This window comes from Pseudomonas sp. D(2018) (assembly GCF_005502555.1).
Taxonomy (GTDB): Bacteria; Pseudomonadota; Gammaproteobacteria; order Pseudomonadales; family Pseudomonadaceae; genus Metapseudomonas; species Metapseudomonas resinovorans.
In genome coordinates, this window is the sequence record NZ_SCOK01000011.1 from 44,367 (window position 1) to 63,745 (window position 19,379).

General features: G+C 65.3%; 17 protein-coding genes and 1 pseudogene. 12 read left to right on the plus strand and 6 right to left on the minus strand.

Annotated elements, in window-relative coordinates; translation table 11 throughout:
* The first annotated feature begins 13 nt into the window (after positions 1-13).
* Complete coding sequence (locus FFS60_RS09880; protein ID WP_137821870.1) at positions 14-1,402, plus strand: aspartate aminotransferase family protein; 1,389 nt, start codon at positions 14-16, stop codon at positions 1,400-1,402.
* A gap of 311 nt (positions 1,403-1,713) precedes the next feature.
* Here FFS60_RS09880 and FFS60_RS09885 read toward each other — a convergent pair whose 3' ends face one another.
* Positions 1,714-2,592, minus strand: a complete 879-nt coding sequence (locus FFS60_RS09885) for a LysR substrate-binding domain-containing protein (protein WP_137821871.1) — start codon at positions 2,590-2,592, stop codon at positions 1,714-1,716.
* Between the two features lie 111 nt (positions 2,593-2,703).
* Between FFS60_RS09885 and phnD the strand changes: the two genes are divergently transcribed.
* The 5 genes and pseudogenes from phnD to phnX all read left to right on the plus strand — a co-directional run bounded on the left by phnD (position 2,704) and on the right by phnX (position 7,304).
* Entirely contained in the window at positions 2,704-3,573 is an 870-nt protein-coding gene (phnD, locus tag FFS60_RS09890) for a phosphonate ABC transporter substrate-binding protein (RefSeq protein ID WP_028627917.1), read from the plus strand.
* Positions 3,570-4,367: a phosphonate ABC transporter ATP-binding protein gene (gene phnC, locus FFS60_RS09895; protein ID WP_028627916.1), complete on the plus strand. Its 798-nt coding sequence runs from the start codon at positions 3,570-3,572 to the stop codon at positions 4,365-4,367. The genes phnD and phnC overlap by 4 nt, the downstream gene beginning before the upstream one ends.
* 2 nt (positions 4,368-4,369) lie before the next feature.
* Entirely contained in the window at positions 4,370-5,188 is an 819-nt protein-coding gene (phnE, locus tag FFS60_RS09900) for a phosphonate ABC transporter, permease protein PhnE (RefSeq protein WP_028627915.1), read from the plus strand.
* 167 nt (positions 5,189-5,355) lie between these two features.
* The gene (psrA, locus tag FFS60_RS09905; RefSeq protein WP_137821872.1) at positions 5,356-6,447 is read left to right on the plus strand and encodes an iron-containing alcohol dehydrogenase PsrA; all 1,092 of its coding nucleotides are present in this window, start codon (positions 5,356-5,358) and stop codon (positions 6,445-6,447) included.
* A 29-nt stretch (positions 6,448-6,476) separates the two neighbouring features.
* A pseudogene (gene phnX, locus FFS60_RS09910) lies at positions 6,477-7,304 on the plus strand (phosphonoacetaldehyde hydrolase).
* A 406-nt stretch (positions 7,305-7,710) separates the two neighbouring features.
* Here the strand turns inward: phnX and FFS60_RS09915 are convergent.
* The gene (locus FFS60_RS09915) at positions 7,711-8,244 is read right to left on the minus strand and encodes an Rrf2 family transcriptional regulator (protein WP_028627912.1); all 534 of its coding nucleotides are present in this window, start codon (positions 8,242-8,244) and stop codon (positions 7,711-7,713) included.
* Positions 8,245-8,572: 328 nt separating this feature from the next.
* Between FFS60_RS09915 and FFS60_RS09920 the strand changes: the two genes are divergently transcribed.
* From FFS60_RS09920 to FFS60_RS09930, 3 genes are all read left to right on the plus strand, one after another.
* On the plus strand, positions 8,573-9,775 hold the full coding sequence (locus tag FFS60_RS09920) for an NAD(P)/FAD-dependent oxidoreductase (RefSeq protein ID WP_028627911.1): 1,203 nt from the start codon (positions 8,573-8,575) through the stop codon (positions 9,773-9,775).
* Positions 9,776-9,861: 86 nt separating this feature from the next.
* Complete coding sequence (locus FFS60_RS09925; protein ID WP_137821873.1) at positions 9,862-10,104, plus strand: hypothetical protein; 243 nt, start codon at positions 9,862-9,864, stop codon at positions 10,102-10,104.
* Between the two features lie 150 nt (positions 10,105-10,254).
* A complete protein-coding gene (locus tag FFS60_RS09930; protein WP_137821874.1) occupies positions 10,255-11,784 on the plus strand; it encodes an NAD(P)/FAD-dependent oxidoreductase in 1,530 nt (509 codons plus the stop codon).
* 19 nt (positions 11,785-11,803) lie between these two features.
* On the opposite strand, the gene FFS60_RS09935 is transcribed toward FFS60_RS09930, so the two are convergent.
* Positions 11,804-12,706, minus strand: coding sequence for a LysR family transcriptional regulator (locus FFS60_RS09935; RefSeq protein ID WP_137821875.1), 903 nt, complete (start codon positions 12,704-12,706; stop codon positions 11,804-11,806).
* Between the two features lie 95 nt (positions 12,707-12,801).
* On the opposite strand from FFS60_RS09935, the gene FFS60_RS09940 reads away from it, so the two are divergent.
* Both FFS60_RS09940 and FFS60_RS09945 read left to right on the plus strand, forming a co-directional pair.
* Positions 12,802-13,581 carry an SDR family NAD(P)-dependent oxidoreductase gene (locus FFS60_RS09940; protein ID WP_137821876.1) on the plus strand — a complete coding sequence of 260 codons (780 nt, stop codon included), beginning with the start codon at positions 12,802-12,804 and terminating at the stop codon, positions 13,579-13,581.
* Between the two features lie 17 nt (positions 13,582-13,598).
* Entirely contained in the window at positions 13,599-14,357 is a 759-nt protein-coding gene (locus tag FFS60_RS09945; protein ID WP_137821877.1) for an SDR family NAD(P)-dependent oxidoreductase, read from the plus strand.
* Between the two features lie 104 nt (positions 14,358-14,461).
* On the opposite strand, the gene FFS60_RS09950 is transcribed toward FFS60_RS09945, so the two are convergent.
* The 3 genes from FFS60_RS09950 to FFS60_RS09960 form a co-directional block, all read right to left on the minus strand.
* The gene (locus FFS60_RS09950) at positions 14,462-15,640 is read right to left on the minus strand and encodes an acetyl-CoA C-acetyltransferase (protein ID WP_137821878.1); all 1,179 of its coding nucleotides are present in this window, start codon (positions 15,638-15,640) and stop codon (positions 14,462-14,464) included.
* An 87-nt stretch (positions 15,641-15,727) separates the two neighbouring features.
* Complete coding sequence (locus FFS60_RS09955; protein WP_137821879.1) at positions 15,728-17,500, minus strand: acyl-CoA dehydrogenase C-terminal domain-containing protein; 1,773 nt, start codon at positions 17,498-17,500, stop codon at positions 15,728-15,730.
* Positions 17,472-18,161, minus strand: a complete 690-nt coding sequence (locus FFS60_RS09960) for a TetR/AcrR family transcriptional regulator (RefSeq protein ID WP_051246515.1) — start codon at positions 18,159-18,161, stop codon at positions 17,472-17,474. Before FFS60_RS09960 ends, FFS60_RS09955 begins: the two co-directional genes overlap by 29 nt.
* Before the next feature lie 198 nt (positions 18,162-18,359).
* Here FFS60_RS09960 and FFS60_RS09965 point away from each other — a divergent pair, with 198 nt between their 5' ends.
* On the plus strand, positions 18,360-19,379 hold the full coding sequence (locus FFS60_RS09965; RefSeq protein WP_137821880.1) for an AraC family transcriptional regulator: 1,020 nt from the start codon (positions 18,360-18,362) through the stop codon (positions 19,377-19,379).

Here is a 19,379-nt window from a genome sequence, read left to right on the forward strand (position 1 = left end):
AAGGGTATCGACAATGCAAGCCACCGCAGAGCAACTGATCACCGAAACCGAAGCCCTCTACAGCTTCGAGGAAAACCCGCTGCTGCAACGCCAGAAGCAGCAGGAATCCAATGCCCGCAGCTACCCACGACGCATTCCCCTGGCCCTCAAGCGTGCCCGTGGCATCCATGTCGAAGACGTCGAAGGCCGTACTTTCATCGACTGCCTGGCCGGCGCCGGCACCCTGGCCCTCGGTCATAACCACCCGGTGGTGGTGGAAGCCATCCAGAAGGTGCTGGCGGACGAACTGCCGCTGCACACCCTGGACCTCACCACCCCGGTGAAGGACGCCTTCGTCCAGGACCTGTTCGCCGTGCTGCCGACGAACTTCGCCCAGAAGGCGAAAATCCAGTTCTGCGGCCCCACCGGTACCGATGCCGTGGAAGCCGCGCTGAAACTGGTACGCACCGCCACTGGCCGCAGCACCGTACTGGCCTTCCAGGGCGGTTACCACGGCATGAGCCAGGGTGCCCTGAGCCTGATGGGCAACCTGGGGCCGAAGAAGGCCCTCGGCGCGCTGCTCAACAACAACGTGCAGTTCCTGCCGTTCCCCTATGACTACCGCTGCCCCTTCGGCCTGGGTGGCGCGGCGGGCGTTGAGGTCAACCTGCGCTACATCGAGAACCTGCTGACCGACCCGGAAGGCGGTGTGCTGCCGCCAGCGGCGATCATCGTCGAGGCGGTACAAGGGGAGGGCGGCGTTATCCCGGCCCAGGACGCCTGGCTGCGCGGCCTGCGTGAACTCACCGCGCGCCTCGGCATCGCCCTGATCATCGACGAAATCCAGAGCGGCTTCGCCCGCACCGGCAAGATGTTCGCCTTCGAACACGCCAGCATCGTCCCCGACGTGGTGGTGCTGTCCAAGGCCATCGGCGGCAGCCTGCCTTTGTCGGTGATGGTCTATCTGGACTGGCTGGATCAGTGGCAACCGGGCGCCCACGCCGGCACCTTCCGTGGCAACCAGATGGCCATGGCCGCAGGCTCGGCGGTGATCCGCTACCTCGACCGGGAAAACATCCCGACCCACGCCGAAGCCATGGGCCAGCGCCTGCGCGGCCACCTGAAAAACCTGCAGTCCGACTACCCGCAGCTGGGTGACATTCGTGGTCGCGGCTTGATGCTCGGCGTGGAAGTGGTCGACCCGGCCGGCAACACCGACCACCTCGGCCATCCGCCAGCGTTCGGCAAACTGGCCTCGTTCATCCAGAACGAGTGCCTCAAGCGTGGCCTGATCCTCGAACTCGGCGGCCGCCACGGCTGTGTGGTGCGCTTCCTGCCACCGCTGATCATCACCGCCCAGCAGGTGGACGAAGTGGCCGAACGCTTTGCCAGCGCGCTGAAGGCGGCGGTGCAACGCCTGTAACTCGCGGGGGTGCCTCTTTTGTGGGGGCGAATTTATTGGCTATGTCTGCGTTAGCTGTTGCGAGAAATTCACCATCGGGCCAAGAGCCTTGTAGGAGCTGGCTTGCCAGCGAAACGCTGCCATTCGCTGGCAAGCCAGCTCCTACGGGCAATGCAACTGCCTACAACACGTCATGCAGACATAGCCATTGAAATCGCCCCTACAGGGATTACTGCCGTCGGATGGCCTCAGAGCGGGCCGAGTTCCACCTTGCCGTCGTGGCGGTCTTTGATCCAGGGCAGCGCTGGTGAGGGGTATCCCAAGCCCCATCCCTAGGCTTGGACATTCACCCTAGACTCCAGGGCCGCATCGAAGAAGGACGAGATCAACCGGCTGCCACGCCGCTCCGCCAGGCAGTAGAGGTAGGTTTCGGTGTGCACCGGGTCGCCGTCGATGCGAATCGGCTGGATGCGCGGGTCCGGGATGAACTCCGCTTCGGATACCGCCCCCAGGCCTATCCCGCGCATCACGGCTTCCCGCAGGGCCTCGCGGCTGCCGATCTCCATGGCGATACGCGGGGTGACGCCTGCTTCGCCAAGTGCCCCTTCAAGTGCCGAACGGGTGGTCGAGCCGGGCTCGCGTTGCAGGAGGCGCTGGCCTTCCAGTTCTTCCAGGGCAATGGTGCCGCGCCGGGCGAGGGGATGGTCATTGCGGGCGAAGAGGATGATCGCGTGGCGCGCGTAGCGCACGGCGCACAGGCTCGGGTCGTCGTGCAGGCCGGCCAGCACGGCGATGTCGGTGACGTATTGCTCCAGGTCCGCCAGCACCTGGGCCGAGTTGCCCACGCGGATCGAGACATCGATGCGAGGGTGACGCTGGCGGTAGCTGTCCACCATCTCGATCACATGGAAGGGCCCCACGGCGCCCAGCTTGAGCTGGCCGCTGTCGAGCCTTCCGGAGTCCCGCAGCAGGTTGTGCGCCTCCAGCTCCAGGGCGGCCAGGCGCTGGGCGATGGGCAGTAGTTGCTGCCCCACCTCGGACAGCTCTATCCGACGGCCGCGGCGATAGAACAACTCGACATTGTGCTGGCGCTCCAGGCTCTGCACCTGGGTCGTGAGGGTGGGCTGGCTGAGCCCCAGGGCACGCGCTCCGGCGCTGAAGCTTCCGTGCCGGGCGACGGCCAGGAAGGCCCGCAACTTGGCGCTGGACATCCATAGACTCCATCAATACTTGGTTGGCAGAACCCATATTGAATTGATCGTATGACTGTCACGTGACGTTCCTAGCCTGTGCACATTCCAACCACAACCGCTGGGAATGCCATGCACACGTTCGCCAAGTTCCTCCGCGTCGCCGGTATCGCCATCCTTCCCCTGATCGCCGCTGGCCAGGCACAAGCCGCTGACAAACTGACCATTGGCCTGATTCCCTCCGAGGATTCCCAGGCCATGATCGAAACCAGCAAACAGGTGCTCGACAGCCTGGAGAAACAGCTCGGCATGCCGGTGGAGCCCTTCGTCGCCACTGACTACAACGGCATCATCGAAGCACTGCGCGCCGGCAAGCTGGACGTGGCCTACCTCGGCCCGTTCTCCTACGTGCTGGCGACCACGGTCGCCGATGTCGAAGCTTTCTCGGTGGCAGTGACCAAGAAGACCGGCCAGAGCGCTTACAAGAGCCTGATCCTGGCGCGCAAGGACAGCGGCATCCGCCAGCTATCCGACCTCAAGGACCATACCTTCGCCTTCGTCGATCCCAGCTCGGCTTCTGGCCACCTGTTCCCCAAAGCGGGCCTGGAGCAAGCCGGTTACCAGCCGGACAAGCTGTTCTCGCGGGTGATTTTCTCTGGCTCCCACGACGCCAGCATCCTCGCGGTGGAGAATCGCAAAGTGGACGCCGCCGCCGTGGCCGACCGCATTCTCGCCAATGCCGTATCCAAGGGGCTGGTGAAGCAGGAGGACTTCCAGGTGGTCTGGACCTCCCGTCCGATTCCCGAGTCGCCCATGGTCTGGCGCAAGGACATGGATCCGGCGCTGAAGCAGAAGGTCGCCAGCGCCCTGGCGGCGATCAAGGACGTACCCTGGGGCGACCAGGGCCTGCTGGACGGCTTCCAGCCCACCAATGACTCGGCCTACGACGTGGTCCGCGACACCGCCAAGGTGCTCGATCTCGATCTGCGGAGCATGAAATGATCAGCGTCCGCCAACTGGCCAAGCAGTACGGCAGCAATGCCGTGCTGCGTGGCATCGACCTCGACATAGGGGCGGGCGAGTTCGTGGTGGTGCTCGGGCAGTCGGGCGCCGGCAAGTCGACCTTGCTCCGTTGCATGAACCGCTTGGCGCAGGCCGATTCCGGCAGTCTCGAAGTGGCCGGCATCGACGCGATGGCCTGCCGCGACACCCGCGAGCTGCGTCGTCAGGTGGCGATGATCTTCCAGCACCACAATGTGGTGCCGCGCCTGTCGGTGCTGAAGAACGTACTGACCGGTCGCCTTGGCGCGGTCTCTACCCTGACCTCGGTGCTGCAGTTGTTTCGCCGCGAAGACGTGGCCCTCGCCATGGCGTGCCTGGAACGCGTGGAACTGGCGCACAAGGCCCATGAACGGACCGATTCGCTGTCGGGCGGACAGATGCAGCGGGTGGGAATCGCCCGCGCCCTGGCGCAACGGCCGAAGGTGATCCTGGCCGACGAGCCAGTGGCCAGCCTCGATCCCAAGACTGCGCGCCTGGTGCTGCAGTACCTGCGCGACGCCACCCGCGAGCTGGGTATCACCGTGGTCTGCAACCTGCACCAGGTGGACTACGCCCGCGAGTTCGGCGACCGCATCGTCGGTCTGGCCCACGGCCGGATGGTGTTCGACGGCGCGGGTGGGGATCTGACCGACGCCGACCTGCAACGCATCTACCCGGGCCAGGCGCCTGAGCCAGAGGACTTGCGTCCGGCCGGTCGGGTGCCGATGCACTTCGCCACGGGACTGGAGGGCTGACCATGCAACCGCGCAACTTCATCTGGACGGTAGACCTGCCGCAAGGCCAGCGCGGCTGGCTGGGCACGGGTGCCATGGTGCTCGCTGTGGTGCTGATCCTGCATTGGAGCGCCCAGGGCGCGCAGCTCAGCCTGGGCGAACTGGCGGCAGGCCTGCCGCAGATCGGCGACTTCCTCAGCCGCACCGTACCGCCGGACTTCAGCATCCTGCCCAGGCTCGTCGCGCCCGCACTGGAAACCGTGCAGATCGCCATCTGGGGCACGCTGCTCGGCGTCTTGGCGGCCGTTCCGCTGTCGTTCCTGGCGGCCCGCAACCTGACTCGCAACCGGCTGCTCTACGGCGCTACCCGTCAGTTCCTGAACCTGACCCGCAGCATCAACGAGCTGATTCTCGCTCTGGTGTTCGTTTCCGCTGTGGGGCTGGGGCCGTTCCCCGGCGTGCTGGCCCTGGCGCTGCACGGCGTGGGCATGCTGGGCAAGTTCTTCGCCGAGAGCATCGAGGAGATCGACCAGGGGCCCATCGAAGCGCTTCAGGCGACTGGCGCAAGGCCCTTGCAGGTGATCGTCTTCGGTGTGCTGCCGCAGGTGATTACCGCCTGGATCGCGGTGGTGCTCTACCGCTTCGAGGTCAACCTGCGTTCGGCCACCGTGCTCGGCATGGTCGGCGCTGGCGGGCTGGGCTTTGAGCTGGTCAGCAGCCTGAAGCTGTTCAAGTACCCCGAAACCGCCACCTGCATCATCGTGATCACCCTGATGGTGATCATCGCCGACACGGCTTCCAGCCGCCTGCGCAACGCCATCCAGCGCGGCGCCTCCCACTGATCTGATCCTCGCAGGCCGCTGCCCGGCTCGACGCCGGCGCGGCGGGCCGCGGCCTGCGCGCCTGTATCGGTTGTACCGATGCAGACCTGCAAACAATCGACTTGAGCCGTTGTCGATGGCCACTGACTAGGTGTCCACCTTCTGACAACAAGAACAAAGGAGCCGTCATGACTGCCCGTTTTCATAATCCAGTCGATACACGCTTCGGCTGTGGCAGCCTTCGCCAGCTTGCGTCCCTCACCGAAAACCAGAAGGTCGCCCTGGTGATCTTCCCCGAGGCCCGCGCACTTGGCTTGCTGGATCGCCTGAACGTGCTGCTGGGCGAACGCCTGGTACATGTGGTTGAAGACGTCCAGCCCAACCCGGACGTCGCGCAGTTGCGCGACACCTACGAGCGATTCTGGCGCGAGGCGGGTGACTGCCAGACCGTGATCGCCGTCGGCGGCGGTAGTGCCATCGACACCGCCAAGGCACTGATTGTCGGCACCGCATCCGGCAGCTTCGATGAACTGCTGACCCTGCTCGCGACGGGCCAGGCCTTTGTGCCGGCTCGGGCCAAGGCGCTGATCGCGGTGCCCACCACCGCCGGCACCGGCAGCGAAGTGACGCCTTGGGCGACCCTCTGGGATGTCGCCAACCAGAAGAAATACTCCCTGCACCTGGACTGCACTTGGCCCAAGGTGGCCATCGTCGACCCGGAGCTGATGATGACAGTGCCGGCCGGCGTCACCGTTTCCACCGGTCTGGATGCGCTGTCCCACGCCCTGGAATCGATCTGGAACCACAACGCCAATCCGATCTCCGACACCTTCGCCGTCTCCGCCATCGAGGACATTCTCGATTGCCTGCCGCAGTTGCGCCTCGATCCCGGCAACAAGGAGCTGCGCTCGCGCATGGCGCTGGCTGCGCTCAAGGCCGGCATGGCGTTCTCCAACACCAAGACGGCGCTGGCGCATTCCATTTCCTACGAGATGACCCTGCGCTACGGGCTGCCCCATGGCATTGCCTGCTCCTTCACCCTGCCATTGGTGCTGGGACTGGCGTGGGGGCGCGACGAAGCGCGTGATCGCACCCTGCAAGGGATGTTCGGCCCTGATCTGCACAAGGCTCAGGCGCGCCTGCGGGCGTTTCTCCACAGTCTCGACGTGAAGACCGAGTTTGGCGATTACGGCCTTTCGCCTGAGCAATCCCGGAGCATTCTCGAAACCGCTGCGCGAGGTGCCCGTGGCCGCAACTTCATTGGATCCAGCGCCGACTGATCCTGTCGTTCACTACCCGGAGACTGACCATGCACTACCAGCAACCCACCCAACTCAAAGCCGCGATCCTCGACTGGGCCGGTACCGTCGTCGACTTCGGTTCCTTCGCGCCGACCCAGATCTTCGTCGAGGCCTTCGCCGAGTTCGGCGTCGCCGTTTCCCTGGAAGAAGCCCGCGGCCCGATGGGCATGGGCAAGTGGGACCACATCCGCACCCTCTGCGACATCCCGGCGATCGGCGAGCGCTACCGTGCCGCCTTCGGCCGCCTGCCCACGGACGACGACGTCACCGCTATCTACGAGCGCTTCATGCCGCTGCAGATCGAGAAAATCGCCCTGCACTCGGCACTGATCCCCGGTGCCCTCGACGCCATCGCCACCCTGCGTGAGAAGGGCCTGAAGATCGGCTCCTGCTCCGGCTACCCGGCCGTGGTCATGAGCAAGGTGGTGGAGCTGGCGCGCCAGAACGGCTACGTCGCCGACCATGTGGTCGCCACCGACGAAGTGCCCAACGGCCGCCCGCACCCGGCCCAGGCCCTGGCCAACGTGATCGCCCTGGGCGTCGACGACGTCGCCGCCTGCGTGAAGATCGACGACACCTGGCCGGGTATCCTCGAAGGCCGCAGCGCCGGCATGTGGACCGTGGCCCTGACCTGTTCGGGCAACGCCCTCGGCCTGACCTATGAGCAATTCAAGGCCTTGCCAGCGGACTAGCTGGACCAGGAACGCGCCCGCATCGGCCAACTGTTCGAAGGCTCCCGTCCGCACTACCTGATCGACACCATCGCCGACCTGCCGGCAGTGATCGACGACATCAACCAGCGCCTGGCCCGCGGCGAGATGCCCCAGTCCTGCTGATCGGAAGCGGCGCCAGCCGGCGGGCAAGGATGCCCGCACCCGCAATGAAAAATGGGCGCCGACCTGTGGGGGCGGATTCATTCGCCAAGGAGGCCGCAGGCCTCCCGTAGAGGGCGGGCCACGTTGGTTGAAGCCCAGTGCAGCGGTGTCCGTACCCAAGCGATGGGTTTCGTTCCTCTACCCATCCTACGACCTGAAGGCAGCGGTGCAACGCCTGTAACTCGCAGGGGCGCTTCTATTGTGGGGGCGAATTCATTCGCCAAGGAGGCCGCAGGCCTCCAGTAGGGGGCGGGTCATGCTGGTTGAAGCCCAGTGCAACGGCGTCCGTACCCAAGCGATGGGTTTCGTTCCTCTACCCATCCTACGATCTGGTCCTGCGCACGGGGATCACCGCCGTTGGGCGGGCTCAGAGCGGGCCGACTTCCACCTTGCCGTCGTGGCGCTCGTTCATCCAGCGCAGTACTTGCTCGCCGAACTCGGGCGGGGCCTTGCGAGCGACGCGGCGCACCAGGTCCAGTACGGTTTGCTGGGCAAGGGCTTCTTCCATGCGCTTCTGTGCCTGCAGCATCACGGCGTGGATGGAGCAGGGGTCGGCAACCGCCCAGTTCGGTGCCGGGCATCCACTCCCGAAGATCGCGCAACGCTCGCGCACGCCCCGGCATTCGAAAATCTGCTTGTCGCCATCGATGGCGCGGACGATGTCCAGCACGGTGATCTCGTCGGCCGGCCGCGCCAGGCGGAAGCCGCCGCGCACGCCTTCGGTAGCAGCCACCAGGCCGGCCTTGGCCAGACGGGTGAATACCTTGGCCAGCAATTCCGGGGGCACGCCCTGAAGTTCGGCAAGGGCACGCACGCTCGCTTCGCGGCCGTTGCCTTTCTCGTCTGCCAGGTAGAGGAGGCAGTGAATGCCGTACTCCACGCCCGCGCTATACAACGCCATCTTTAACTCCGACTAGTTCTATCGCCTTTAATAGGGCGGTTTTCGCACGTACCGCAATGATTGGCGCCCTGCATGGAGGCTTCAGGATTACGCCGACGCCTCGAATACTAATCTATGCAGGGCGTATTACCCAGATTTGTTGCGACTTGAAGGTGATGATGGCGACGAGCGGCGCAGCGAGCAAGAAAAAACGCTTGCCGAAATTAACTACGACCAAGAAAGTCGCAGTTAGCCGGTGTGGTTCGGGGCGATGACCTCACAGCCCGGCATGAAGATGTCGGGCGCATCTGCCCGGAAAAACCTCACTTTTCGCCTTCTGGAGATACACATGAAACAACGCATTCTGATCGTCGGCGCCGGCTTCGGCGGTATGTGGAGCGCTCTGAGCGCAACTCGCCTGCTGGACCAGCACGGCCGCGATGACGTCGAAGTGGTAGTGCTCGCGCCCCAGGCCGAACTGCGCGTCCGTCCGCGCTTCTACGAGCCTGAGGTACACAAGATGGTGGCGCCGCTGGGCGAGCTGTTCGACGCGGTGGGTGTGACCTTCGTCCAGGGCTTTGCCGAGCGCATCGACACCGAGGGCAAGCGCGTCGGTTATCGCACCACTGCTGGTCAGTTCGCTGAGCTGGACTATGACCGTCTGGTCCTGGCTACCGGCAGCCAGGTGGTACGCCCGGCGCTGGCCGGTGTCGAACACGCTTTCGACGTCGACCAGCTCGAAGAAGCCGTGCGTCTGGAGCAACACATCCAGTCCCTGGCGGAGCGTCCGGCTTCGGTCAGTCGCAATACCGTGGTCGTGGCCGGTGGTGGCTTCACGGGGATCGAGACTGCAGCCGAAATGCCAGCCCGCCTGCGTGCTGCACTGGGTGAGAACGCCGATGTACGAGTGATAGTCGTCGACCGTGGCAGCGAAATCGGTGCTGCGCTGGGTGATGGCCCTCGTGGCGCGATCATCGAAGCCTCCGAGCAACTCGGTGTGGAGTGGCGTCTGAACAGCGCAGTGGCGTCGGTGGACGCCGGTGGCGTAACGCTGGCCAGTGGTGAGCGCATCGAGGCGGCTACCGTGGTGTGGACCGTGGGCGTACGCGCCAGCTCGCTGACCGAGCAGGTTGCCGCCGAGCGCGATGGCCAGGGCCGTCTGCACGTCGACGCCAACCTGCAGGTGCCAGGGCAGGACGGTCTGTTCGCCACCGGTGACGTGGCCCGAGCCGCTTGCGATGACCAGGGCAACTACGCACTCATGTCCTGCCAGCACGCCATCGCCCTGGGCCGCTCGGCAGGCAACAACGCGGCAGCAAGCCTGCTGGGGGTGGCTCCGATCCCCTACAGCCAGCCCAAGTACGTCACCTGCCTGGACCTGGGCGCCTGGGGTGCGGTGTTCACCGAAGGCTGGGACCGCCAGATCAAGTTAGAGAAGGCCGAAGGCAAGTCCCTCAAGCAGCAGATCAACAGCGTGTGGATCTATCCGCCGGCGGCTGATCGCGCCACCGCACTGGCCGCCGCCGACCCGCTGATCCCGGTTGTGGCCTGATACCCGCAAGTCCGATCCAACTACCTGTGCCGCGCCGTCTCCCGACGGCGCGGCATCAGATTCTCCTTTTTCTCCCGGAGGTTGCCATGGGCCTGACGGTGATGATCACCACCCGACCGCTGGCCGCAGCATCAATCGAACAACTGCTCGCACGCTGGTTATCGCAGGATTGCTGGACCCTGAAAGCCCGTTCGCCAGACGGGCGCTGCTGGCAACTGCAACTGGTGGCGGGGGCATGCACCGCGTCGGCGGAGCGAATGTTCGACGTAATAATGATGAGCGATTGGTTGGTGGCACTGGATTTCGACGCGCCTGACATCGTCGCCTGACCGGCTACCGCAATACCAGGAGGGCGACCATCACCGCGATTCCATGCTTTTGGATAGTGCGAAGCGGAGCTTGTTGGAACCATAGTCCAGCTCTAGCCTCTAGCATGGCTTTGCCACGCATGGTCCTGACAACAAGCACAAGGAATCGCCGTGACCGCGCAATCGACCCCCTCGCAGGACATCCTCGACGTGTTGATCGTCGGTGCCGGTCTGTCCGGCATCGGCGCCGCCTGTTACCTGAAGCGGTACCAGCCGTCCAAGCGCTTCCAGGTACTTGAGGCCCGCAACGACCTGGGTGGCACCTGGGACCTGTTCCGCTATCCGGGCATCCGCTCCGACTCCGACCTCTACACCTTCGGCTTCGAGTTCAAGCCCTGGAAGGACGAGAAGGCGATAGCCGACGCCAGCGCGATCATGAGTTACCTGCGCGAAACCGTGACCGAGCACCAGATCGACCGGCATATCCGTTACGGCCAGCGCGTGATTGCGGCGGACTGGCGCAGCGAATGCGGGTGGTGGGAAGTGCAGGTGGAAGACGCCGCCACCGGTCAGCGCAGCATCCAGCGCTGCCGCTGGCTGTTCTCGGCGGGCGGCTACTACCGCTATGACCAGGGGTTCTCCCCGGCCTTCGACGGTATCGAGCGCTTCCAGGGGCAGGTGATTCATCCGCAGCGGTGGCCGGAAAGCCTGGATTACGCCGGCAAACGGGTGCTGGTGATCGGCAGTGGCGCCACAGCCGTGACCCTGGTACCGGCCATGGCCGACAAGGCCGCCCACGTGACCATGCTGCAGCGCACCCCGAGCTATGTGATCCCGCTGCCGGCGAAGGACCCGATTGCGCTGCTGCTGCGCAAGCTACTGCCGGAGCAGACCGCCTATTCCATCGTGCGCTACAAGAACGCCAGGGTCGCGCTGGCCTTGTGGCGCTTCTGCCAGCGCTTTCCCAACGCGGCACGGCGCATCATCCGCTTCATCAACGCGCGCGCGCTGCCCAAGGACTATCCGGTAGACGTGCATTTCAACCCACCCTACAACCCCTGGGACCAGCGTCTGTGCGTGGTGCCGGACAGCGACCTGTTCCGGGCGCTGGGCAGCGGCAAGGCGTCCATCGTCACCGACCAGATCGACCGCTTCACCGAGCAGGGCGTGCGCCTGAAGTCCGGCGTGGTGCTGGAGGCGGACATCGTGATCACCGCCACCGGGCTCAACGTGCAGGTGTTCGGTGGTGTGCAGCTGTCCCGCGATGGCCAGCCAATCGCCTGGAACGAGACGGTGGCCTACAAGGGCATGATGCTGTCCGGCATCCCCAACTTCGCTTTCGCGGTGGGCTACACCAACGCCTCCTGGACGCTCAAGGTGAGCCTCCTGTGCGAGCACTTCTGCCGTCTGCTGGGTTACATGGATGACCACGGCCACGCCGTGTGCGAACCCAAGGCGCCAGCGGGCATGCCGACCCGGCCGCTACTGGATTTCGGCGCCGGTTATGTGCAGCGCGTGCTGGCCAACCTGCCACGGCAGGGGCCGGGCATGCCCTGGGTGATGTCCATGGACTACTTCAAGGACGTGAAGCTGCTGCGCAAGGGGCCGGTGGCCGATGCCTGCCTGACGTTCTCCGCCGCGCCGGCCGAGCAGGCCGTTGCCGGGGTCGCGTCGAGCGGTGAAAGCGCGGCCTCGAAATAGCAGGGTGCTTGCGTCGTCGCTAGGCCCTTCCGGGCTCGCGCTTGAGTTGCTCGCGCATCAGTTCCAGGTAGCGCGTGGCGCCTAGGCCCAAGGGGCGGTTCTTGATCCAGACGATGTCGACCCACAGGCGCATCTGGCTGGCCATGTTGTCGAAGCGGACTTCGGCCAGTGCACCGGAGGCAACCAGCGGCTGGATCAGGGGCTGTGGCAGGTAGGCCCAGCCCAGGCCCGCCTGCACCAGGTCGAGGGTGGCCAGGTAGCTGTCGGTGAGCCAGATCCGGTGCGACAGCACGATCTGCGGGTCGGAGGCCGTGGGCTCGCCGGAGGCGACGATGATCTGGCGGATAGTGGCCATCTCCGCTTCGCCCAGCGGCATGCCCTCAGTGGCGGTTGGATACCCGGGAGCGGCAACCGCGACCAGTAACTGGCTGCCGGCTTCGAGAAAGGCCTCGCGTTCATCGATCCCCGGACGCTCGAAGACCAGCGCCAGTTGCACGCTGCCCTCATGCAGCATGCGCACGGCCTCCGATTGCGAGGCGGAGCGCACTTCGATCTGCAGCGTCGGAAACTCACGGGACAGGGCTGTCAGGGGGCGGCTCCAGGCTCCGGTTTGCAGTTCCGGTGCCATGGCCACTACCAGGCGCGTTTCCAGACCTTGATGCAATTGCAGCGCGTGGGCATCCAGCAGGTTCAACTGGCTGGCCACCTGCCGGGCCTGGGGCTCGAGCGCGCGAGCGGCCGCTGTGGGAAGGGCCTTGCGGGTGGAGCGGTCGAACAGTTCCAGATCCAGTTCGGCCTCCAGCTGGGATACCGCCATGCTGACGGCGGAGGGCACGCGGCCAAGCTTGCGGGCCGCGGCGGAGAAAGAGCCTGCTTCGAGGACGGCGAGGAATACTTTGAGCGATTCGCTGGTGAAAGCCATGGTGGTTGTCAGTTTTCCTGATAACTGTTGTCTTTTTCTATCAGGCCTGAACACCTAATTTCTACTCCATCGACATCAACGGTCAGGAGCGTGAAATGAACAACACAGGTTGGCAGGGCCAGGTGGCGCTGGTCAGCGGCGCGGGCAGCGAACTGGGCATCGGCATGGCGATAGCCCGCCGGCTTGGGGCCGCCGGGGCGAAATTGATCGTCACCGCGAGCAGCGCCCGAATCGCCCAGCGGGTGGCGGAACTGCGCGCGGAGGGCTTCGAGGCCGAGGGGAGGGCGGCCGACCTGACCGACGAGCAGCAGGTGCGCGACCTCGCGACCTGGGCCGAGTCCCTCTGGGGGCGCGTCGACATCCTGGTGAACAACGCCGGCATGGCCATGCAGGGCAGCCCCGAACCCTTCGCCGAGGTCGCCAGCATGGACCTCGACACCTGGAACCTCTCTATCACCCGCAACCTGACCACGGCGTTCCTGCTGACCCGCGCCGTGCTGCCGGGCATGCAGGCGCGGGGTTACGGACGCATCGTGAACATCAGTTCGACCACCGGCACCCGTGGCAGCAATCCCGGCGAAGCGGCCTACAGCGCGGCCAAGGCCGGGATGGTGGGCCTGAACATGGGCCTGGCGCTGGAAGTGGCCCGCCAGGGCATCACGGTCAACAGCGTGGCACCGGGCTGGATCGGCACTGGCTCCAGCACGGAAGAAGAAACGCACGCCGCGAGCTATGTGCCCATCGGCAGGGCGGGGCGCCCGGATGAAGTGGCGGCGGCGGTGGCCTTTCTCGCATCACCGGAAGCCAGCTACATCACCGGAGAGCTGCTGGTGGTGGATGGTGGCAACTGCCTGATCGAAAACAAGGCGCCGTGAGCGGGAGAAAAACCAGCATGAGCACTCAAGTCGTACTGATCACGGGCGCCGCTGGCGGCGTCGGCCGGGCACTGGTGCAGCGATTCACCGAAGGCGGCTGGCAGGTTTTCGCCGCCGACCTGGATGCACAGGGCCTGGTCCGATTGCAGGCACAGTTCCCTGCCTGCGGCACCTTCGCCGGCGATATCCGCCGACCGTCGACCTGTGAGGACGCCGTTGCCGCAACGCTGTCGGCCTTCGGTCGGCTGGATGCCCTGGTCAACGCGGCCGGTGTCTGGCGCGAAGGGCCAGTGGATCGTTTCAGCGAGGAGGATTTCGATCTGGTCCTCGACGTGAACCTGAAGGCCACCTTCTTCATGTGCGCGGCGGCCATCCCGCCACTCAAGGAAAGCCAAGGTTCCATCGTCAACATCTCCAGCGACGCCGGCCGCCAGGGCAACCGCAACGCGGCGGCCTACTGCGCCAGCAAGGGCGGGGTGACCTTGCTGACCAAGACCCTGGCGCTGGACCTGGCGCCATTCGGTGTGCGCTGTAATGCAGTGTCGCCGGGCGATATCGAAACGCCGATGCTGAAGTTCCAGGCCGAGCACTACGGCCAGGGCGATCCCGAGGGGTACTACCGCGAGTTGCTGGCGAAGTATCCGCAGGGTGATCGAGCCTGTTTCATCCAGCCCCAGGAGGTCGCTGAGCTGACGTATTTCCTCTGCCAGCCCGCGGCACGCTCGATCACCGGAGCGGATATGGCTATCGACCGAGGCGTATCAGCGGGTAATTGATGGGTTGCGGGTCAATGCACTGACGTAGCACCCGCGAGACAAGGGGGGATACCGAGGGTGGACAGCGACGCGCTGCCCACCCTGCGGCAAGCGGATCTACCTGATCAACGCTCGACAGCCAGCGCCACACCCATGCCGCCGCCGATGCACAGGGTCGCCAGGCCCTTCTTCGCATCGCGCTTGATCATTTCGTGCAGCAGGCTCACCAGTACGCGGCAGCCGGAAGCGCCGATGGGGTGGCCCAGGGCGATGGCGCCGCCGTTGACGTTCACCTTGGCCATGTCCCAGCCCAGTTCCTGGCTGACCGACAGGGCTTGGGCGGCGAAGGCTTCGTTGGCTTCGATCAGGTCGAGGTCTTCGAGGCTCCAGCCGGCCTTTTCCAGGCAGCGGCGGGTGGCAGAAACCGGGCCGATGCCCATGATCGCCGGGTCGACGCCGGCATTGGCGTAGCCCGCGATGCGTGCCAGCACCGGCAGGCCCAGGGCTTGGGCCTTGGCCGCGCTCATCAGGACCACGGCGGCAGCGCCGTCGTTGATGGTGGAGGCATTGCCCGCGGTGACGCTGCCGTCTTTCTTGAAGGCCGGCTTGAGCTTGGCGAGGGAATCGGCAGTGGTACCGGCGCGCGGACCTTCATCGGTGGCGAAGGCGATGGGGTCGCCCTTGCGCTGCGGGATCAGGATCGGGGTGATCTCGTCGGTGAAGCGCCCGGCTTCGATGGCGGCGACAGCCTTTTGCTGGGAGGCGGCGGCAAAGGCGTCCTGCTGCTCGCGGGTGAGGCCGTATTTTTCCACCAGGTTCTCGGCGGTCACGCCCATGTGATAGCCGTTGAAGGCGTCGGTCAGGCCGTCGTGGATCATGGTGTCCAGCGCCTTGGCATGGCCCATGCGCATGCCGGTGCGGGCTGCCGGGAGGATGTAGGGCGCCAGGCTCATGTTCTCCTGGCCGCCGGCGATGATCACCTCGGCGTCGCCGCAGCGGATGGCCTGCACACCCAGGTGCAGGGCCTTGAGGCCGGAGCCGCACAGTTTGTTCAGGGTCATGGCCGGCACTTCATGGGGCAGGCCGGCGAGGATGGCGGCCTGGCGCGCCGGGTTCTGGCCGCTGCCTGCGGTGAGGACCTGGCCGAGGATCACTTCATCCACCTGATCGCCCTTGAGGCCCGTCTGGGTCAGCAGCTGGCGGATCACGGCAGCGCCCAGTTCATGGGCGGGAATGTTCGCCAAGGCACCCTGGAAGCTGCCGATGGCGGTGCGGGTAGCGGCGACGATAACGACGTCTTGCATGCTTGAATCTCCTGAGAAAGGCGCCGGAACGACGAAATTAAAAAGGCGCGGCCCGAGTACGGCTGGGCCGCGCGACACGCTAAAGGGTCAGAACTGCTCGGCGGTGAGGCCGAAGAGTGGCTCGCTGCCGCCGCGAATGCTGGCTTCCAGGCCCAGGGTGCGTGGCAGCAGGCGGCGGAAGTAGAACTCGGCGGTGGCCAGTTTGGCGGCGTAGAAGCCTTCGTCTTCCTCGCGGCGCGCCTGGGCTACCTGGGCCATCCGCGCCCAGAGCCAGGCGTAGGCCACATGGCCGAAAAGCTGCAGGTATTCGACCGAGGCAGCGCCGACTTCATTGGGGTTGCGGGCGGCCTGGTCGAGCAGCCACTCACTGGTGCCCTCCAGGCGCTGCAGGGCTTCCAGCAGTTCGCCGGAATAGGGCGCGCCGGGCTGGCCGGCAAAGCTGCGCACCTCGGCACAGAACAGGCGCACCGCGGCGCCGCCATTGGCGACGACCTTGCGGCCCAGCAGGTCCAGGGCCTGGATGCCGTTGGTGCCTTCGTAGATCTGCGCGATGCGCACGTCGCGTACCAGTTGCTCCTGGCCCCATTCGCGGATGTAGCCATGGCCACCGAAGACCTGCTGGCCGAGCACGCAGCTGTCCAGTCCGGTATCGGTGAAGAAGGCCTTGGCGACGGGCGTGAGCAATGCCACCAGGGCTTCGGCGCGCTGGCGTTCGTCCGCGTCGTCGGCGTACTTGGCCAGGTCCAGTTGCTGGCCGACGTAGCAGGCGAAGGCGCGACCACCCTCGGTCATGGCTTTCATGGACAGCAGCATGCGGCGCACGTCGGGGTGCACGATGATCGGGTCAGCCGCCTTGTCCTTGGCCACTGCGCCAGTAGGTGCGCGGCTCTGGATGCGCTCGCGGGCGTAGGCCACGGCGTTCTGGTAGGAGGCGTCGGCGCAACCGATGCCCTGGATACCGATGGACAGGCGCTCGTAGTTCATCATGGTGAACATGGCCGCCAGACCTTTATTGGCCTCGCCAATCAGGTAGCCGGTGGCGCCGTCGAAGTTCATCACGCAGGTGGCCGAGGCCTTGATGCCCATCTTGTGTTCGATGGAGCCGCAGGAAACCGCGTTCTGCGCGCCGAGGGAACCGTCGGCATTGACCATGACCTTGGGCACCAGGAACAGGGAGATACCCTTGGGCCCGGCCGGGGCGTCCGGCAGTTTCGCCAGCACCAGGTGGATGATGTTCTCGGTCAGGTCCTGCTCGCCGCCGGTGATGAAGATCTTGGTGCCGGAAATGCTGTAGCTGCCATCGGCCTGGGGTTCGGCCTTGGTACGGATGATCCCCAGGTCGGTGCCGGCGTGGGGCTCGGTCAGGCACATGGAACCGGCCCAGCGGCCCTCGTACAGGGGTGGCAGGTAGGTGGATTTCAGCTCTTCGCTGGCGTGGGCGTCGATGGCCAGGCAGGCGCCCGAGGAGAGGGCGGAGTACAGGGCGAAGCTGGCATTGGCGGCGTAGAGCATCTCTTCGAACTGCACGGCGAGCATCTTGGGCATGCCCATGCCGGCATAGTCCGGGTTGCCGGAGAGACCTACCCAGCCACCTTCGATGTAGGTGGCGTAGGCCTGTTTGAAGCCGGCCGGGGTGGTGACCACGCCGTCCTGCCATTGCGCGCCTTCCTCGTCGCCGCTGCGGTTTAGCGGGGCGATGAGCTGCCCGGTGACCTTGGCGGCTTCTTCCAGGATGGCGTCGGCGGTATCGGCGTCGACCCGCTCGGCCAGGGCGGGCAGGCGAGCCCAGATGGACGGGGCATCGAAGACTTCGTGCAGGACGAAGCGCAGATCACGAAGCGGAGCGCAATACTGGGGCATGGGAGTTACCTTGCTTTGGCACGGGTGAAGAGGATTTGAGGAAACTGATCAACTGGGACACGGCGCCGAGGATCAGGCTTTCCAGGAATGCTGAGCGCTCGGCATCGGGAAGTCCGGAGTGCTCCAGCCAGTTGGGTATTTGCTGGAAGATGCCCGAGAGCGCATCGCCGGCCGCCTTGCGCCGAGCCGAGGACGGCTCGGCGGCCAGGCCGACGTCGCGCAGCCAGTATTCCTGGCAGCGCAGTTCCAGCTCGTCGATGCGCAGCTGGTGGGCAGGCGTCAGGCAATGCCGCTCCTGCATGGCGAGGCGAAAGTGCAGCGGACGGGCCCTGTGCAGTTCGATCAATGCGGTGACCAGTTCATGCAGCCGCTCGATGCAAGGCTTGCGCGGGTTCGACCGGGACGAAACCGCGAGCAGCCCTTCGTAGTACTCCTCGATGAACTCGAACAGGAGTTCTTCCTTGCTGCTGCAGTGGTGATACAGGGAGCCGGCGGCGAGCCCGAGGTGGGTTGCCAGTTCACGCAGGCTGACCTGGCCAAAACCCTTGCAGGCGAAGAGCTCCAGGGCTTTTTCACGATTGCGCTCGAAACGCGACGCTGACGAGTTGTCGCGACGGACATCCGGCATGGCATCGTGACTCGCGGACTGTGTGAAACCCACCTTACCTCCTGCATGGGCGCTGATGCCCACCTTCCAATCAGGGTTCCGAGTCTAGGCGCGGGGAGGGCGCTGGCCTATGCCCAAACTGCGCAGCTCGGCGTGGTAGTTTTTGCCACAGGCGTGCTGTCTGGCGGACGTCAGGCTCAACTATCATGGGCGGACTTTCCGCCGGAATTATGCGGAGCATTGAGAGGCAGCATGCGGGAACAGGATTCGGTGGCGGCGTATCTCGTCCAGGCAGCACTGCACAAGCTGGAGGACGCGCCTGAGCGCAAGCGGGCGATACTCGAAGAGGCGGGCATCGACGCCCAATCGCTGGAGCTGCCGGACGCCCGCCTGCCTGCCACGGCCGTCCACAGTTTCTGGCTGGCCATGGTCCGGGAGTTGAACGACGAGTTCTTCGGGTTCGATTCCCATGGCTTGCCGCGCGGCAGCTTCGCCCTGATCTGTCGGGGCCTCATCCAGGAGCCGACCCTGGGCAAGGCGCTGTCGCAATACCTGAGGTACCTGGGGCTGTTCATTCATGACATCCGCGCCAGCCTTGAGGTGCGCAACGGCCAGGCGGTGATCGGCCTGCAAACATCGATGGCCAATCAGGCCATCAGGGGCAGCGCGGAAGAGATCTTCCTCAATATCGTTCTGGGGGTGCTTTGCTGGCTCGTTGGTCGGCGCATTCCCCTGGACCGGACCCGATTCGGCCATCCGCGTCCTTCCCATGGTTCCGATCCGTTGCTGTGGGGGCCGTTGCTGGAGTTCGACGCCGATCGCACCGAAGTGGTGTTCGATGCCGGCTACCTGGCGCTTCCCGTGGTGCAGGACCTGCCCGCGCTGAAGCACTTCCTGCGCACCTCGCCGCAATGGCTGGTGGTGCGCATACGCAACGACGAGAGCCTGGCTGCGCGGGTGTTCCGGCGCCTGCGGCAGCAGGAGGATTTCATCCCGCCGACCCTGGTCGCCCTGGCCGAGGAACTGGGAATGAATGCCACCAGCTTCCGCCGCCAACTGGAGCGTGAGGGATTCAGCTATCAGGAGATCAAGCACGAGGTGCGCCGCTCGGTGGCCTTCGAGCTGCTCAAGGGCGACCGCTTCAGCATCAGCGAAATCGCCATCATGAGCGGGTTCCAGGAGCCCAGCGCGTTCCATCGGGCCTTTCGTAGCTGGACCGGCGAGAGCCCCGGGCAGTTCAGGAAGCGTGCCCGACAGAAAGTCGAGCCCTGA

Bases quoted from the DNA above. Each gene is read 5' to 3' on its own strand.
- FFS60_RS09880 (WP_137821870.1), top strand. From the start codon at position 14: ATGCAAGCCACCGCAGAGCAACTGATCACCGAAACCGAAGCCCTCTAC.
- FFS60_RS09885 (WP_137821871.1), bottom strand. From the start codon at position 2,592: ATGTCCAGCGCCAAGTTGCGGGCCTTCCTGGCCGTCGCCCGGCACGGA.
- phnD (WP_028627917.1), top strand. From the start codon at position 2,704: ATGCACACGTTCGCCAAGTTCCTCCGCGTCGCCGGTATCGCCATCCTT.
- phnC (WP_028627916.1), top strand. From the start codon at position 3,570: ATGATCAGCGTCCGCCAACTGGCCAAGCAGTACGGCAGCAATGCCGTG.
- phnE (WP_028627915.1), top strand. From the start codon at position 4,370: ATGCAACCGCGCAACTTCATCTGGACGGTAGACCTGCCGCAAGGCCAG.
- psrA (WP_137821872.1), top strand. From the start codon at position 5,356: ATGACTGCCCGTTTTCATAATCCAGTCGATACACGCTTCGGCTGTGGC.
- FFS60_RS09915 (WP_028627912.1), bottom strand. From the start codon at position 8,244: ATGGCGTTGTATAGCGCGGGCGTGGAGTACGGCATTCACTGCCTCCTC.
- FFS60_RS09920 (WP_028627911.1), top strand. From the start codon at position 8,573: ATGAAACAACGCATTCTGATCGTCGGCGCCGGCTTCGGCGGTATGTGG.
- FFS60_RS09925 (WP_137821873.1), top strand. From the start codon at position 9,862: ATGGGCCTGACGGTGATGATCACCACCCGACCGCTGGCCGCAGCATCA.
- FFS60_RS09935 (WP_137821875.1), bottom strand. From the start codon at position 12,706: ATGGCTTTCACCAGCGAATCGCTCAAAGTATTCCTCGCCGTCCTCGAA.
- FFS60_RS09940 (WP_137821876.1), top strand. From the start codon at position 12,802: ATGAACAACACAGGTTGGCAGGGCCAGGTGGCGCTGGTCAGCGGCGCG.
- FFS60_RS09945 (WP_137821877.1), top strand. From the start codon at position 13,599: ATGAGCACTCAAGTCGTACTGATCACGGGCGCCGCTGGCGGCGTCGGC.
- FFS60_RS09950 (WP_137821878.1), bottom strand. From the start codon at position 15,640: ATGCAAGACGTCGTTATCGTCGCCGCTACCCGCACCGCCATCGGCAGC.
- FFS60_RS09955 (WP_137821879.1), bottom strand. From the start codon at position 17,500: ATGCCCCAGTATTGCGCTCCGCTTCGTGATCTGCGCTTCGTCCTGCAC.
- FFS60_RS09965 (WP_137821880.1), top strand. From the start codon at position 18,360: ATGCGGGAACAGGATTCGGTGGCGGCGTATCTCGTCCAGGCAGCACTG.